We start from the raw sequence: 14,099 nt of genomic DNA, 5'->3' as shown, positions 1-14,099 counted from the left end.
AGATAAGTCCTGATCACGATGGCCCTACTGCAGATCGCCGAACCCGGCCAAAGTCCTCAACCGCACCAGCGTCGTCTGGCTGTGGGGATCGACTTGGGCACTACCAATTCGCTGGTCGCTGCATTGCGCAGTGGTCTTTCCGAGCCTCTGGCCGATGCGCAAGGGCGGGTTATCCTGCCGTCTGCCGTGCGCTATCACGCCGATCGCGTCGAGGTCGGCGAATCGGCCAAACTGGCTGCCGCTACCGATCCTCTGAACACTGTGCTGTCGGTCAAGCGCTTGATGGGGCGTGGTTTGTCCGACGTCAAGCAGTTGGGCGATCAGCTGCCATACCGTTTTGTCGACGGCGAGTCGCACATGCCGTTCATCGACACGGTGCAAGGCCCGAAAAGCCCGGTCGAAGTCTCTGCCGATATCCTCAAGGTGCTGCGTCAGCGTGCCGAAGCGACCTTGGGTGGCGAACTGGTCGGCGCAGTGATCACCGTTCCGGCCTATTTCGATGATGCTCAGCGTCAAGCCACCAAGGATGCGGCCAAGCTGGCCGGCCTGAACGTGCTGCGCTTGCTCAATGAACCGACCGCTGCTGCGGTGGCTTACGGTCTGGATCAGCAGGCTGAAGGCCTGGTTGCCATTTATGACCTGGGCGGCGGCACCTTTGATATTTCGATTCTGCGTCTGACCGGCGGTGTGTTCGAAGTGCTGGCTACCGGCGGCGACAGCGCTTTGGGTGGTGATGACTTCGATCACGCCATTGCTGGCTGGATCATCGAGAGTGCTGGTCTGTCGGCCGACCTCGATCCGGGCGAGCAACGCAATCTGTTGCAAACCGCGTGTGCGGCCAAAGAATCCCTGACCAGTGCCTCGTCCGTCGAAGTCGCGTATGGCGACTGGAAGGCCGGGCTGACCCGTGAAGCGTTCAATGCGCTGATCGAGCCGATGGTTGCCCGCAGCCTGAAAGCCTGTCGTCGCGCGGTGCGTGATTCCGGCATTGAGCTGGAAGACGTTCATGCGGTGGTCATGGTCGGCGGCTCGACTCGCGTACCGCGCGTTCGCGAAGCCGTTGCGCAAGCCTTCGGTCGCGAACCGCTGACCGAAATCGACCCGGACCAAGTCGTGGCCATCGGTGCCGCGATCCAGGCCGATACCCTGGCTGGCAATAAGCGTGACGGCGGCGAACTGCTGTTGCTCGACGTGATTCCGTTGTCCCTGGGGCTGGAAACCATGGGCGGCCTGATGGAGAAGGTGATTCCGCGCAACACCACCATCCCTGTCGCCCGGGCCCAGGACTTCACCACTTATAAAGACGGCCAGTCGGCCATGGCGATCCACGTATTGCAGGGCGAGCGTGAGTTGATCAGCGACTGCCGCTCCCTGGCACGCTTCGAATTGCGCGGTATTCCAGCGATGGTTGCTGGTGCGGCGAAAATTCGCGTGACCTTCCAGGTCGATGCCGACGGTCTGCTCAGTGTCTCGGCCCGCGAATTGGGTTCGGGTGTCGAAGCCAGCATTCAGGTCAAACCGTCCTACGGCCTGACCGACGGCGAAATCGCCAAAATGCTCAAGGATTCGTTCCAGCACGCCAATGACGACAAGGTCGCCCGCGTATTGCGTGAGCAGCAGGTCGATGCCCAGCGCCTGATCGAAGCAGTGCAGGGCGCTCTGGATGTCGACGGCGAACGCTTGCTCGACGCCGAAGAGCGCATGGTCATCGAATTGCAGATGCAGGAACTGACCGAATTGATGAAAGGCACCGATGGTTACGCCATTGAGCAGCAGACCAAACGTCTGTCGCAAGTGACCGATGCCTTTGCTGCCCGCCGCCTGGACTCGACGGTGAAAGCCGCTCTGGCGGGGCGCAATCTGAATGAAATCGAGGAATAATTGATGCCGCAGGTCATTTTTCTGCCACACGAGAAGTTTTGCCCGGAAGGCATGGTTGTGGAGGCTGAGCCCGGCATATCCATTCTCGAGCTGGCCCATGAACACCATATCGAGATGGAAAGCGCCTGTGGCGGCGTCTGCGCGTGCACCACTTGTCACTGCATCATTCGTGAGGGTTTCGACTCGCTGGAAGAGGCTGATGAGCTGGAGGAAGACTATCTTGATAAGGCTTGGGGGCTGGAAGCCCAGTCGCGTCTGGCCTGTCAGGCAAAAGTCGGGACTGAAGACCTGACCGTCGAAATTCCGAAATACTCGCTCAACCATGCCGCCGAAGCGCCGCACTGATTCAAGGAACTTTCATGAGCCTGAAATGGGTTGATGTGCTGGAAATCGCGATCCAGCTGGCTGAGTCAAAGCCGGATGTGGACCCGCGTTACGTGAACTTCGTCGATCTGCACCAGTGGGTGCTGGCATTGCCGGAGTTCAGTGATGATCCGACACGCGGTGGCGAGAAGGTGCTTGAAGCCATTCAGGCCGCCTGGATCGAAGAAGCAGACTGAGTCTGCACCGTACGCAGTTAGGCAATACCAAAGAACCCGCGTATAATTCGCGGGTTTAATTTTTCGCAAATTACCGTTTCTGGAGTTACACCATGGCTGTTCAACGTACTTTCTCCATCATCAAGCCTGACGCTGTTGCTAAAAATGTCATCGGCGAGATCACCACTCGTTTCGAAAAAGCAGGCCTGCGCGTTGTAGCTTCGAAACTGAAGCAACTGTCCAAAGCCGAAGCTGAAGGCTTCTACGCTGAGCACAGCGCTCGTGGTTTCTTCAACGACCTGGTTGCTTTCATGATTTCCGGTCCGGTTGTCGTTCAGGTTCTGGAAGGCGAAAACGCTATCGCTCTGAACCGTGAGCTGATGGGCGCTACCAACCCTAAAGAAGCTGCTCCTGGCACCATCCGCGCTGACTTCGCTGATTCCATCGACGCCAACGCCGTACACGGTTCGGACTCCGAAGCCGCTGCTGCTCGCGAAATCTCGTACTTCTTCGCAGCTACTGAAGTAACCACTCGCTAAGCATTGGCTTAAGAGTGAAGGTGAATCCATGACTACATCGACTGTAAAAACCAACCTGCTGGGTCTGACTCAACAGGAAATGGAAAAATTCTTCGACTCGATCGGGGAGAAGCGTTTCCGTGCCGGTCAGGTAATGAAATGGATTCACCACTTTGGCGTCGATGATTTCGACGCCATGACGAACGTCAGCAAGGCCCTGCGCGAAAAGCTCAAGGCTGTTGCTGAAATTCGTGGTCCGGAAGTGGTCAGCGAGGACATCTCCAGCGACGGTACCCGTAAGTGGGTGGTGCGCGTGGCGTCCGGCAGCTGCGTCGAGACCGTTTACATTCCCCAGGGCAAACGCGGCACCTTGTGCGTTTCGTCCCAGGCAGGCTGTGCCCTGGACTGCAGTTTCTGCTCCACCGGCAAGCAAGGTTTCAATAGCAACCTCACCGCCGCGGAAGTCATCGGCCAGGTGTGGATTGCCAACAAATCCTTTGGCAGCGTCCCGGCAACCGTCGACCGTGCCATCACCAACGTGGTGATGATGGGCATGGGTGAGCCGCTGCTGAACTTCGACAACGTCGTGGCCGCCATGCATCTGATGATGGATGACCTGGGCTATGGCATCTCCAAGCGCCGCGTAACCCTGTCGACTTCGGGTGTGGTGCCGATGATCGATGAGCTGTCCAAGCACATCGATGTTTCCCTGGCGTTGTCCCTGCACGCACCAAATGACGCATTGCGTAACCAATTGGTGCCGATCAACAAGAAGTATCCGCTTAAGATGCTGCTGGAATCGTGTCAGCGCTACATGTCGTCCCTGGGCGAAAAGCGCGTACTGACCATCGAGTACACCTTGCTCAAGGACATCAATGACAAGGTCGAACACGCGGTCGAAATGATCGAGTTGCTCAAGAATGTTCCGTGCAAGATCAACCTGATTCCGTTCAACCCGTTCCCGCACTCCGGTTACGAGCGTCCGAGCAACAATGCGATTCGCCGTTTCCAGGATCAGCTTCACCATGCAGGCTTCAACGTCACCGTGCGTACCACTCGCGGTGAAGACATCGATGCCGCGTGTGGCCAATTGGTAGGGCAGGTGCTGGATCGCACCCGTCGCAGCGAACGTTATATCGCCGTGCGTGAGTTGAGCGCCGACAACGATATGCCGCAAAACGCTGCGAACAATAATTAAGAGAGGATCTCTATGTCCCTGCGCTTCGCGCTGCTTGTGCTGTTGGCCAGCCTGTGTGCTGGTTGTGTCCTGTCGGGCGATTTCAACCCGATGAAGACCAGCAAGGGCCGTGATGAAGCGCGTGCCGCCTACGTGCAGCTGGGCCTGGGGTACTTGCAGCAGGGCATGACCGAGCGCGCCAAGGTCCCGCTGAAGAAGGCGTTGGAACTGGATGACTCGGATGCTGACGCCAACGCGGCCTTGGGGCTGGTGTTCCAGGCCGAGATGGAGCCGGAACTGGCCGATCAGCATTTTCGCAAGGCGCTGTCTTCCCGTCCCGCCGATGCGCGAATCCTGAACAACTACGGCAGTTTTCTGTTCGAAGAAAAACGTTACAAAGAGGCGTACGAGCGCTTTGAACAGGCGGCCGCCGATACTCTGTATCCTGAGCGTTCGCGGGTTTTCGAGAACCTCGGCATGACCGCTTCAAAGCTGGGCCAGCGTGACCTGGCTCGCCAGCAACTGGAAAAAGCCCTGCGTTTGAACCGCCAACAGCCACGTGCCTTGCTGGAAATGGCTGAGTTGTCATTCGAAGACAGGCATTATGTGCCCGCGCGTGACTATTACGATCGTTTTAGCCTGCTCACCGAGCAAAATGCACGTAGTCTATTGCTCGGCGTTCGGCTGGCAAAAGTGTTTGAAGATCGCGACAAGGCCGCCAGTTATGGCCTGCAATTAAAACGACTCTATCCCGGTACGCCGGAATATCAGCAATACCTGTCGGAGCAATGATGAAAGCGGCGCATCCCGAAGTTGTAGCAGCGAATCGCGTTAACCCCGGTGAGACTTTGCGCCAGGCCCGCGAAAGCAATGGCTGGTCGCTGGCCGAAGTGGCCCTCAAGCTCAACCTCACCGTCAATTCCCTGAGTAATCTGGAAGCCGGCGCTTTTGACAAGCTGCCTGGCCACACCTTTGCTCGTGGCTATATTCGCGCGTACGCCAAATTGCTGGGCATGGACCAGGCTGTTCTGGTTCAGCAGTTCGACCAATCCACCGGCACCGACTCCCAGGGCAGCAACGTCCACAGCCTGGGGCGTATCGAAGAGCCGGTTCGGGTTTCCCACACCATTTTGCGAATTGTCAGCCTGCTGTTGCTGATCGCGGTGATTGGTGGTGGTTTTGTCTGGTGGCAGGATCAAACCTCATCGCGCACCAAGGACCTGGTCAGCCTGGCTCCGGAACACGTTGAAGTCGAAGGCGCCGATGGCACCACCCAGATCCATCCGCTGGACGAGCCGGAAGACCAGGCGGTTGCGCAGGGTGAGTCTGAAGGTGAAACGCCTCTGGCGTTGCCGCAGGCGGAGGAGCCTGCCAACGCCGAAGCAAGCGCGCCGGCGCCAACACCCGCTCCAGCAGCCCCGGTAGCAACACCTGCGGCTCCGGCCCACAATACTGCTCCGGTTGTCGCGACACCGGCAGCGCCAGTTGTTGCCGCTGTACCGGCAGCGGTTGCGACGGCTCCGATTGCGCCGGCCGTTGCAGCTGCTGCTCCAGCAGCTCCGGTTGCGGGCCAGGGCCAGGTTCAACTGCAATTCAGCGCCGATTGCTGGACTCAAGTGACCGACGGCACGGGTAAAGTGTTGTTGAGTGGTCTCAAGCGTAAAGGCGAAAGTGTTTCCGTCAGCGGCAAGCCGCCCTTTGCCGTGCGTCTGGGCTTTGCCCGTGGCGCGCAGGTCAGCTACAACGGGCAGGTGGTTGATGTCGCTCCGTTCACCAGTGGCGAGACTGCTCGCCTGAAGTTAGGTCAATAAGTCATGCACGGCGAATCTCCAATCAAGCGTCGCGAATCCCGGAAAATCTGGGTCGGTAACGTGCCTGTTGGCGGCGATGCGCCCATCGCTGTGCAGAGCATGACCAACAGCGACACCAATGACGTGGCCGCCACCGTGGCCCAGATCAATCGTCTGGAAGCCGCCGGCGTCGATATCGTTCGGGTTTCGGTGCCGGACATGGACGCCGCCGAAGCCTTCGGCAAGATCAAGCAACTGGTCAAGGTGCCGTTGGTGGCTGACATCCACTTCGACTACAGGATCGCTCTGCGCGTAGCCGAACTGGGCGTCGATTGCCTGCGCATCAACCCAGGCAACATCGGTCGTGAAGACCGCGTACGTGCGGTGGTCGATGCCGCCCGTGATCGCGGGATTCCAATCCGTATCGGCGTGAACGCCGGTTCCCTGGAAAAAGACCTGCAAAAGAAATATGGTGAGCCGACTCCGGCCGCGCTGGTCGAGTCCGCCCTGCGTCACGTCGAACACCTCGAACGCCTCAATTTCCAGGACTTCAAGGTCAGCGTAAAAGCTTCCGACGTGTTCATGGCCGTTGAAGCCTACCGCTTGCTGGCCAAGGAAATCGTCCAGCCGTTGCACCTGGGCATCACCGAAGCCGGTGGTTTGCGTTCAGGCACAGTGAAATCCGCCGTGGGCCTCGGTATGCTGCTCGCCGAAGGGATTGGCGATACTATTCGCATCTCGTTGGCGGCCGACCCGGTCGAGGAAGTGAAAGTCGGCTACGACATTCTCAAATCCCTGCACCTGCGTTCCCGTGGCATCAACTTCATCGCCTGCCCGAGCTGCTCGCGGCAGAACTTCGATGTGGTCAAAACCATGAACGAGCTGGAAGGGCGCCTCGAAGACTTGCTGGTGCCGCTGGATGTCGCGGTAATCGGTTGCGTGGTCAACGGGCCGGGTGAAGCCAAGGAAGCCCATATTGGCTTGACCGGCGGCACACCAAACCTGATTTACATCGACGGCAAGCCGTCGCAGAAACTGACGAATGACAATCTGGTGGATGAGCTTGAACGCTTGATCCGCCAGAAAGCGGCCGAAAAGGTCGAAGCCGACGCGGCTGTAATCGCTCGCGGCTGAGCCTGACTGAAGAGCCGAACGAATTTAAGGATTTAAAGTGAGCAAGTCTCTGCAAGCCATTCGTGGCATGAACGACATCCTGCCCGAACAGACTCCCCTGTGGCGTCATTTCGAGGGCACCGTTTCGCGTTTGCTGGATAACTACGGTTACAAGCAGATCCGCATGCCGATCGTCGAGTTCACCGAGCTGTTCAAGCGCTCCATCGGTGAAGTGACCGACATCGTCGAAAAAGAGATGTACACCTTCGAAGACCGCAACGGCGATTCCCTGACCCTGCGCCCTGAAGGCACAGCGGCCTGCGTGCGTGCGGTGCTCGAACACGGCATTACCGGCGGCGGCCAGGTGCAGAAACTCTGGTACATCGGCCCGATGTTCCGCCACGAACGTCCGCAGAAAGGCCGTTATCGCCAGTTCCACCAGATTGGTTGTGAAGTCTTCAACCTCGACGGTCCGGACATCGACGCCGAGCTGATCGTGCTGACCTGGCGCCTGTGGGGCGAGTTGGGTATCCGCGATGCGGTCAAGCTCGAACTCAACAGCCTGGGCACTGCCGAATCCCGTGGTCGTTATCGCGAAGCACTGGTCGAGTACCTGACCGCTCGCCTGGATCAACTGGACGAAGACAGCCAGCGCCGTCTGAAGACCAACCCGCTGCGGGTCCTGGATACCAAGAACGCCGACACTCAAGCGGTGCTGGCCGACGCGCCGAAAATGGCCGACTACCTCGACGAAGAATCCCGCGTGCACTTCGAGGGCCTCAAGGCTCGCCTGGACGCCGCCGGCATTCCTTATGTGATCAACCCGAAGCTGGTTCGCGGGCTGGATTACTACAGCAAGACCGTATTCGAATGGGTCACCGACCAATTGGGCGCCCAGGGCACGGTATGTGCCGGTGGTCGTTACGACGGTCTGGTGGAGCAGATGGGCGGCAAGCCGACCCCGGGCGTCGGTTTCGCCATGGGCATCGAGCGTCTGGTGCTGCTGCTTGAAACTCTGGAGCAGATCCCCGAAGAGATCTCCCGTCAGGTTGACGTCTACCTCTGCGCCTTCGGTGAAGCCGCCGAGCTGGCCGGTCTGACCCTGAGCGAGCGTGTTCGTGATCAACTGCCCAACCTGCGCCTGCAAATCAATGCCGGGGGCGGCAGCTTCAAAAGCCAGTTCAAGAAAGCCGACAAGAGCGGTGCGCTGTACGCATTGATCCTCGGTGACGACGAAATGGCCCAGCAAGTGGTAGGTTTCAAACCCCTGCGTGGCCAGGGCGAACAACAAAGCATTGCCTGGGATGCGCTTGCTGCACACCTGGCCACCTGCGTCGTGCAGGGTTGAAGCTGTCAAACAGCCGATTTAGCGATTAAGGAGTATTGGGGTGTCGAGTACCGAAGACGAACATGTGGCGGAGTTGAAGGAGTGGTGGACACGCAACGGCAAGCCCCTGGTTACTGGCGGCCTGTTGGCGCTGGTCATCGTGTTCGGCTGGCAGGCCTTTCAGAAGTATCAGAGCAATCAGTCGCAAGGCGCCTCGATTCTCTACCAGCAATTGCTGGAAACCACGCTGACGCCTGACGGCAAGCCTGATGCTGCACGTGTTTCGGATCTGGCCGGCAAGCTCAACAGCGAGTTCGGCGGCACTGCCTACGCGCAATACGGCAGCCTGTTCGTGGCGAAAGTCGCGGTCGACAGCGGCAAGCTGGACGACGCAGCCAGCGAGCTGAAAGCCATTGTCGACAAACCGGCCAACCCGGCTCTGGGTGAAATCGCCCGTCAGCGCCTGGCGCAGGTGCTGGCCGCGCAGAACAAGGTCGATGAAGCCCTGAAACTGCTCGAAGGCGATGCCGACAAGGCCTTCCTGGCCACTCGCGAAGAACTCAAGGGCGACTTGCTGGTGCAACTGGGTCGTACCGACGAAGCGAACGCAGCGTATCAAAAAGCCAAGGCGGCACTGTCGGATGAAGCGGCGGTCGGTGGCCTACAAATCAAGCTGGACGACCTGGCCAAAGGGGATGCGTGACGTGATCCGTTGGAAACATGCAGCATTGCTGGCTCTGGCCATTCTGGCCGCGGGTTGCAGCAGCAACAGCAAAAAAGAGTTGCCACCGGCCGAGCTGACCGACTTCAAGGAAGAAGTGGTTCTGCACAAGCAGTGGAGTCGTTCGATCGGTAACGGTCAGGGCGAAACCTACAACATGCTGGTTCCGGCGATCGATGGCGATACCATCTATGCCGCCGACGTCACCGGTGTGGTGATGGCGATGGATCGCAGCAATGGCGACGTCAAGTGGAAGAAAGATCTCAAACTTCCTGTCTCCGGCGCCGTTGGCGTGGGTTACGGTCTGGTCATGATCGGCACGCTCAAGGGTGAAATCGTTGCCCTGGATGCCAGCAGCGGTGAAGAGAAATGGCGCGCTCGCGTGACCAGCGAAGTTCTCGCACCACCGGCCACCAACGGTGACGTTGTTGTGGTTCAGACCCAGGATGACCGTCTGATCGGTCTGGATGCCTCTACCGGCAACCAGCGCTGGTTGTATGACAGCACGCCAGCGGTCCTGACCCTGCGCGGCACCAGCGCACCGATCGTCACCAACCGCCTCGCGGTGGCTGGCCTGTCGACCGGTAAAGTGGTTGCTCTTGATGTGTCCAACGGCGTGCCGGTTTGGGAACAGCGTGTAGCGATTCCACAAGGTCGTTCGGAGCTGGAGCGTGTGGTCGATATCGACGGTGGCTTGCTGCTGTCCGGCGGTACACTGTATGTCGCCAGCTACCAGGGTCGCGTCGCGGCACTGGACCTGGAAAGCGGTCGTCAGCTCTGGCAGCGTGATGCTTCCAGCTATGCCGGCGTCGCCCAGGGTTTTGGCAGCGTCTATGTGAGCCTGTCTTCGGGCACTGTTGAAGGCGTCGACGAGCGTTCCACCACTGCATTGTGGAGCAACGATTCGCTGGCCCGCCGCCAACTGTCGGCTCCGGAAGTGTTCTCCAGCTACGTTGCAGTCGGTGACCTGGAAGGTTACCTGCACCTGCTGAGTCAGGTGGACGGTCGTTTCGTCGGCCGCGAGCGCATCGACAGCGACGGCCTGCGTGCCCGTCCGCTGGTGGTGGGTGACACGATTTATGTGTATGGCAACAGCGGCAAACTGGAAGCCCTGACCATCAAGTAAAGACTATGCTTGGGGTTTAACCCCCAAGCGGCCTTGTTCTGCAAGGCTCGCAGCGCTTTCAAGCGCTGCCCCGAGCACCAGCCGCTGCCTCGCAGCGGCTTTTGTATTTTCTGAAATAACGAAGTGGAGAGCCGCATGGTTCCCGTAATCGCCCTGGTGGGCCGACCGAACGTCGGCAAGTCCACCTTGTTCAACCGCCTGACCAGGACTCGCGACGCCATCGTCGGCGACTTGTCCGGTCTGACCCGTGATCGCCAATACGGTGAGGCCAAGTGGCAAGGGCGTTCCTACATTCTGGTCGACACTGGCGGTATCTCCGGTGACGAGCACGGTATGGACGAAAAAATGGCCGAGCAGTCGCTGCTGGCCATTGAAGAAGCGGATGTCGTTCTGTTCCTGGTAGATGCCAAGGCCGGTTTTACCGCCGCTGACCAGATGATCGCCGAGCACTTGCGCAAGCGTAACAAGCGTTCCTACGTGGTCGCCAACAAGGTCGACAACATCGACCCTGAAATGGCCCGCGCCGAATTCGCCCCGTTGGGCATGGGCCACGCGATCCCGATCGCCGGTGCCCATGGTCGTGGCATCACCCAGATGCTGGAAATCGCCCTGAGCGACTTCCCGAAAGACGAAGAAGAACCGCAAGAAGGCGAAGAGGAAGAGATCGTTGCCGAAGGTGAGGAAGCCAAGCGCATTCCTGGCCCAAGCGAAAAAGACGGTATCAAGATCGCCATCATCGGTCGTCCGAACGTCGGCAAGTCGACCCTGGTCAACCGCATGCTCGGTGAAGACCGGGTGATCGTGTATGACCAGCCCGGTACTACCCGCGACAGTATCTACATCCCGTTTGAGCGTAACGATGAGAAGTACACGCTGATCGACACCGCGGGTGTGCGCAAGCGCGGCAAGATTCACGAAGAAGTCGAAAAGTTCTCCGTGGTCAAAACCCTGCAGGCGATCAAAGACGCCAACGTGGTGATCTTCGTGATGGACGCCCGCGAAGGCGTGGTGGACCACGACCTCAACCTGCTGGGCTTTGCCCTTGAAGCCGGTCGTGCGCTGGTGATCGCGATCAACAAGTGGGACGGCATGACGCCGAGCGAGCGCGACTTCGTGAAGGTCGAGCTGCAACGTCGACTGTTCTTCGTCGACTTCGCCGACATCCACTTCATCTCGGCCCTGCACGGCACTGGCGTAGGTAATCTCTACGCGTCGGTACAGAACTCGTTCAAGTCCGCGGTCACCCGCTGGCCGACCAACCGCCTGACCCAGATTCTGGAAGATGCGGTCGGCGAGCACGCGCCTCCGATGGTCAACAACCGCCGGATCAAGCTGCGTTATGCCCACTTGGGTGGTGCGAACCCGCCGATCATCGTGATCCACGGTAACCAGATCGAGAAGGTGCCGAAGTCTTACGTCCGTTACCTGGAAAACACTTACCGTCGTGTGCTCAAGCTGGTCGGTACGCCGATCCGCATCGAGTTCAAGGGCGGCGAGAACCCGTACGAAGGCAACAAGAACTCGCTCACCGACCGTCAGGTCAACAAGAAGCGTCGTTTGATGTCGCACCACAAAAAGGCCGACAAGAAGCGCCGCGACAAGCGCTGATTCAAGGCCTCACTCTTTTTGTGAGGGCTTGTTGTGGCGAGGGAGCTTGCTCCCGCTGGACTGCGAAGCGGCCCCAGTATCTGCAACCGAGATCGTTCAGTTGGAACGCATCGGCTGTTTTGCGACTGCTGCGCAGCCGAGCGGGACGGTGCGGCGTTCCGACAAGCTCCCTCGCCACAAGTTATGCGGTGTACATTAGAAGAAGGGTGCCGGTTGGCGCCCTTTTTTTGTGGGCGTCGTTTGGGCTATCCTCGGGCTCTCCCGTGCCGCCGTTAGAGCCGGGTGTAGCCCAGGGAATCACCGATGATCACCAGTAAGCTGCCGAATGTCGGCATCACTATCTTCACGCAGATGTCTCAGCTCGCGACGCAAACCGGGGCGATCAACCTGTCCCAGGGTTTTCCCGATTTCGACGGCCCGCAGGCCCTGCGCGATGCGGTCGGTCGGCATATCGCCAGTGGCCACAACCAGTATTCGCCGATGACCGGCTTACCGGCGTTGCGTCAGCAGATCGCGGCGAAGATCGCTCGCAGCTACGGCGCGCATGTTGATGCCGACAGCGAAGTGACGGTCACCCCCGGCGCGACCCAGGCGATCTTCTGCGCGATTCAGGCGGTGATCCACAGCGGCGATGAAGTGATCGTGTTCGATCCGTGCTACGACAGCTACGAGCCCTCGGTCGAGCTGGCCGGTGGTCGCTGTGTGCATGTGCAACTCGGCCTGAAGGACTTCGCCATCGACTTCCAGAAGCTCGCCGAAGCCCTGAGCCCGCGCACGCGGATGATCATCCTCAATACCCCGCACAACCCAAGCGGTGCGCTGATCAGCCGTGCCGAGCTGGATCAGCTGGCGGCGTTGATCCGCGACCGCGACATCTATGTGATCAGCGACGAAGTCTATGAACACCTGGTGTTCGACGGTGTGTCTCACGCCAGCGTATTGGCCCATGAAGAGCTGTATCAGCGCGCTTTCGTGGTCAGTTCGTTCGGCAAGACGTACCACGTCACTGGTTGGAAAACCGGTTATGTCGTGGCGCCGCCGGCCCTTAGCGCGGAGCTGCGCAAGGTGCACCAGTACGTCAGTTTCTGCGGCGTGACGCCGTTGCAGTACGCGTTGGCCGATTACATGGCCGAGCACCCGGAACACGTCGAAGAGCTGCCGGGCTTCTATCAGGCCAAGCGCGATCTGTTCTGCGATCTGCTGACGCCGTCGCGCTTCAGTTTTACCCGCGTGGCCGGTACTTATTTCCAGTTGGTCGATTACTCGCAGATTCGCCCGGACCTCAATGACGTCGAGATGGCGCTGTGGATGACCCGCGAGCATGGCGTCGCGAGCATTCCGATCTCGGTGTTCTACCAGACTCCACCTGAAGGTCAGCGCCTGGTGCGTCTGTGCTTTGCCAAGCGCGAGGAGACCCTGCGTGAAGCAGCGGCAAAACTATGCCTGATCTGAGTACTCTGCCCAATCTGAATCTTGCGCTGATCCAGACCACCTTGGCCTGGCACGATCGTCAGGCCAATCTGGAGCATTTCGAGCCGTTGCTGGAACAGGCTCGCGGTGCGGACCTGATCATCCTGCCGGAGATGTTCACCACCGGTTTCTCCATGGAATCGGAAACCCTCGCCGAGCCGGAAAATGGCCCCACCAGTAAATGGATGCGGGCTCAGGCAGCGAAGCTGGGCGCGGTGGTGACCGGCAGCATCATCGTCCAGGCGGCTGACGGTAGCCATCGCAATCGTCTGTTGTGGGTACGGCCGGACGGGGAGGTGTGGCACTACGACAAGCGTCACCTGTTCCGCATGGCCGGGGAGAACAATCACTACACCCCGGGCGAGCGTCAGGTGCAGTTCGAATTGAAGGGTTGGCGAGTGCGGCCGCTGATTTGCTACGACCTGCGCTTCCCGGTCTGGAGTCGCGATCCGCAAGACACTGACTTGCTGCTGTACACCGCCAACTGGCCGGGCACACGGCGTCAGCACTGGAACCGATTGCTGCCGGCACGGGCGATCGAAAACCTCTGCTATGTGGCGGCGGTGAACCGTATCGGTACCGATGGCAAAGGCTTTGCGTATACCGGTGACAGTCAGGTCCTGGATTTTCAGGGCGAGACGTTGCTCGGTGCAGGCGATGCCGATGGCGTATTCAAGGTCGTGCTCGACGCGGCGGAACTGGCGGCATATCGCAAACGGTTCCCGGCGAATCTGGATGCGGATACCTTCGAGTTCACCTGACCGATCGTTGAGCAACAAAAAAGGCCCCGAGGTTTTCACCCCGGGGCCTTTTGCATTTGCAGCGAAGC

General features: G+C 59.4%; 14 protein-coding genes. All 14 read left to right on the top strand.

Going from position 1 to position 14,099, the window contains the following annotated elements; all coding sequences use genetic code 11:
• The first annotated feature begins 18 nt into the window (after nucleotides 1-18).
• The 14 genes from hscA (at nucleotide 19) to LOY28_RS24170 (ending at nucleotide 14,031) form a co-directional block, all read left to right on the top strand.
• On the top strand, nucleotides 19-1,881 hold the full coding sequence (gene hscA / locus LOY28_RS24235; RefSeq protein ID WP_111454301.1) for a Fe-S protein assembly chaperone HscA: 1,863 nt from the start codon (nucleotides 19-21) through the stop codon (nucleotides 1,879-1,881).
• A gap of 3 nt (nucleotides 1,882-1,884) precedes the next feature.
• Nucleotides 1,885-2,226, top strand: a complete 342-nt coding sequence (fdx, locus tag LOY28_RS24230) for an ISC system 2Fe-2S type ferredoxin (RefSeq protein ID WP_018927066.1) — start codon at nucleotides 1,885-1,887, stop codon at nucleotides 2,224-2,226.
• Between the two features lie 14 nt (nucleotides 2,227-2,240).
• Nucleotides 2,241-2,441, top strand: a complete 201-nt coding sequence (iscX, locus tag LOY28_RS24225; protein WP_007941386.1) for a Fe-S cluster assembly protein IscX — start codon at nucleotides 2,241-2,243, stop codon at nucleotides 2,439-2,441.
• Between the two features lie 92 nt (nucleotides 2,442-2,533).
• Nucleotides 2,534-2,959, top strand: coding sequence for a nucleoside-diphosphate kinase (ndk, locus tag LOY28_RS24220; protein WP_018927065.1), 426 nt, complete (start codon nucleotides 2,534-2,536; stop codon nucleotides 2,957-2,959).
• Nucleotides 2,960-2,987: 28 nt separating this feature from the next.
• The gene (gene rlmN / locus LOY28_RS24215) at nucleotides 2,988-4,136 is read left to right on the top strand and encodes a 23S rRNA (adenine(2503)-C(2))-methyltransferase RlmN (RefSeq protein ID WP_007941385.1); all 1,149 of its coding nucleotides are present in this window, start codon (nucleotides 2,988-2,990) and stop codon (nucleotides 4,134-4,136) included.
• Nucleotides 4,137-4,148: 12 nt separating this feature from the next.
• On the top strand, nucleotides 4,149-4,907 hold the full coding sequence (gene pilW / locus LOY28_RS24210) for a type IV pilus biogenesis/stability protein PilW (protein ID WP_018927064.1): 759 nt from the start codon (nucleotides 4,149-4,151) through the stop codon (nucleotides 4,905-4,907).
• Nucleotides 4,907-5,926 carry a RodZ family helix-turn-helix domain-containing protein gene (locus LOY28_RS24205; protein ID WP_111454300.1) on the top strand — a complete coding sequence of 340 codons (1,020 nt, stop codon included), beginning with the start codon at nucleotides 4,907-4,909 and terminating at the stop codon, nucleotides 5,924-5,926. Before pilW ends, LOY28_RS24205 begins: the two co-directional genes overlap by 1 nt.
• 3 nt (nucleotides 5,927-5,929) lie before the next feature.
• Nucleotides 5,930-7,039: a flavodoxin-dependent (E)-4-hydroxy-3-methylbut-2-enyl-diphosphate synthase gene (gene ispG, locus LOY28_RS24200; protein WP_003185136.1), complete on the top strand. Its 1,110-nt coding sequence runs from the start codon at nucleotides 5,930-5,932 to the stop codon at nucleotides 7,037-7,039.
• A gap of 37 nt (nucleotides 7,040-7,076) precedes the next feature.
• On the top strand, nucleotides 7,077-8,366 hold the full coding sequence (hisS, locus tag LOY28_RS24195; RefSeq protein WP_018927062.1) for a histidine--tRNA ligase: 1,290 nt from the start codon (nucleotides 7,077-7,079) through the stop codon (nucleotides 8,364-8,366).
• A gap of 40 nt (nucleotides 8,367-8,406) precedes the next feature.
• Complete coding sequence (locus tag LOY28_RS24190) at nucleotides 8,407-9,048, top strand: tetratricopeptide repeat protein (protein ID WP_018927061.1); 642 nt, start codon at nucleotides 8,407-8,409, stop codon at nucleotides 9,046-9,048.
• Complete coding sequence (bamB, locus tag LOY28_RS24185; protein WP_064620135.1) at nucleotides 9,041-10,192, top strand: outer membrane protein assembly factor BamB; 1,152 nt, start codon at nucleotides 9,041-9,043, stop codon at nucleotides 10,190-10,192. The genes LOY28_RS24190 and bamB overlap by 8 nt, the downstream gene beginning before the upstream one ends.
• Nucleotides 10,193-10,327: 135 nt before the next feature.
• A complete protein-coding gene (gene der / locus LOY28_RS24180) occupies nucleotides 10,328-11,800 on the top strand; it encodes a ribosome biogenesis GTPase Der (RefSeq protein WP_018927059.1) in 1,473 nt (490 codons plus the stop codon).
• A gap of 303 nt (nucleotides 11,801-12,103) precedes the next feature.
• On the top strand, nucleotides 12,104-13,252 hold the full coding sequence (locus tag LOY28_RS24175) for a pyridoxal phosphate-dependent aminotransferase (protein ID WP_018927058.1): 1,149 nt from the start codon (nucleotides 12,104-12,106) through the stop codon (nucleotides 13,250-13,252).
• Nucleotides 13,240-14,031 carry an amidohydrolase gene (locus LOY28_RS24170; protein WP_258612652.1) on the top strand — a complete coding sequence of 264 codons (792 nt, stop codon included), beginning with the start codon at nucleotides 13,240-13,242 and terminating at the stop codon, nucleotides 14,029-14,031. The genes LOY28_RS24175 and LOY28_RS24170 overlap by 13 nt, the downstream gene beginning before the upstream one ends.
• The last annotated feature ends 68 nt before the right edge of the window (nucleotides 14,032-14,099 follow it).

It is taken from the genome of Pseudomonas sp. B21-017 (genome assembly GCF_024749245.1).
Taxonomy (GTDB): domain Bacteria; phylum Pseudomonadota; class Gammaproteobacteria; order Pseudomonadales; family Pseudomonadaceae; genus Aquipseudomonas.
This window is presented reverse-complemented; position numbering and strand designations above follow the sequence as displayed.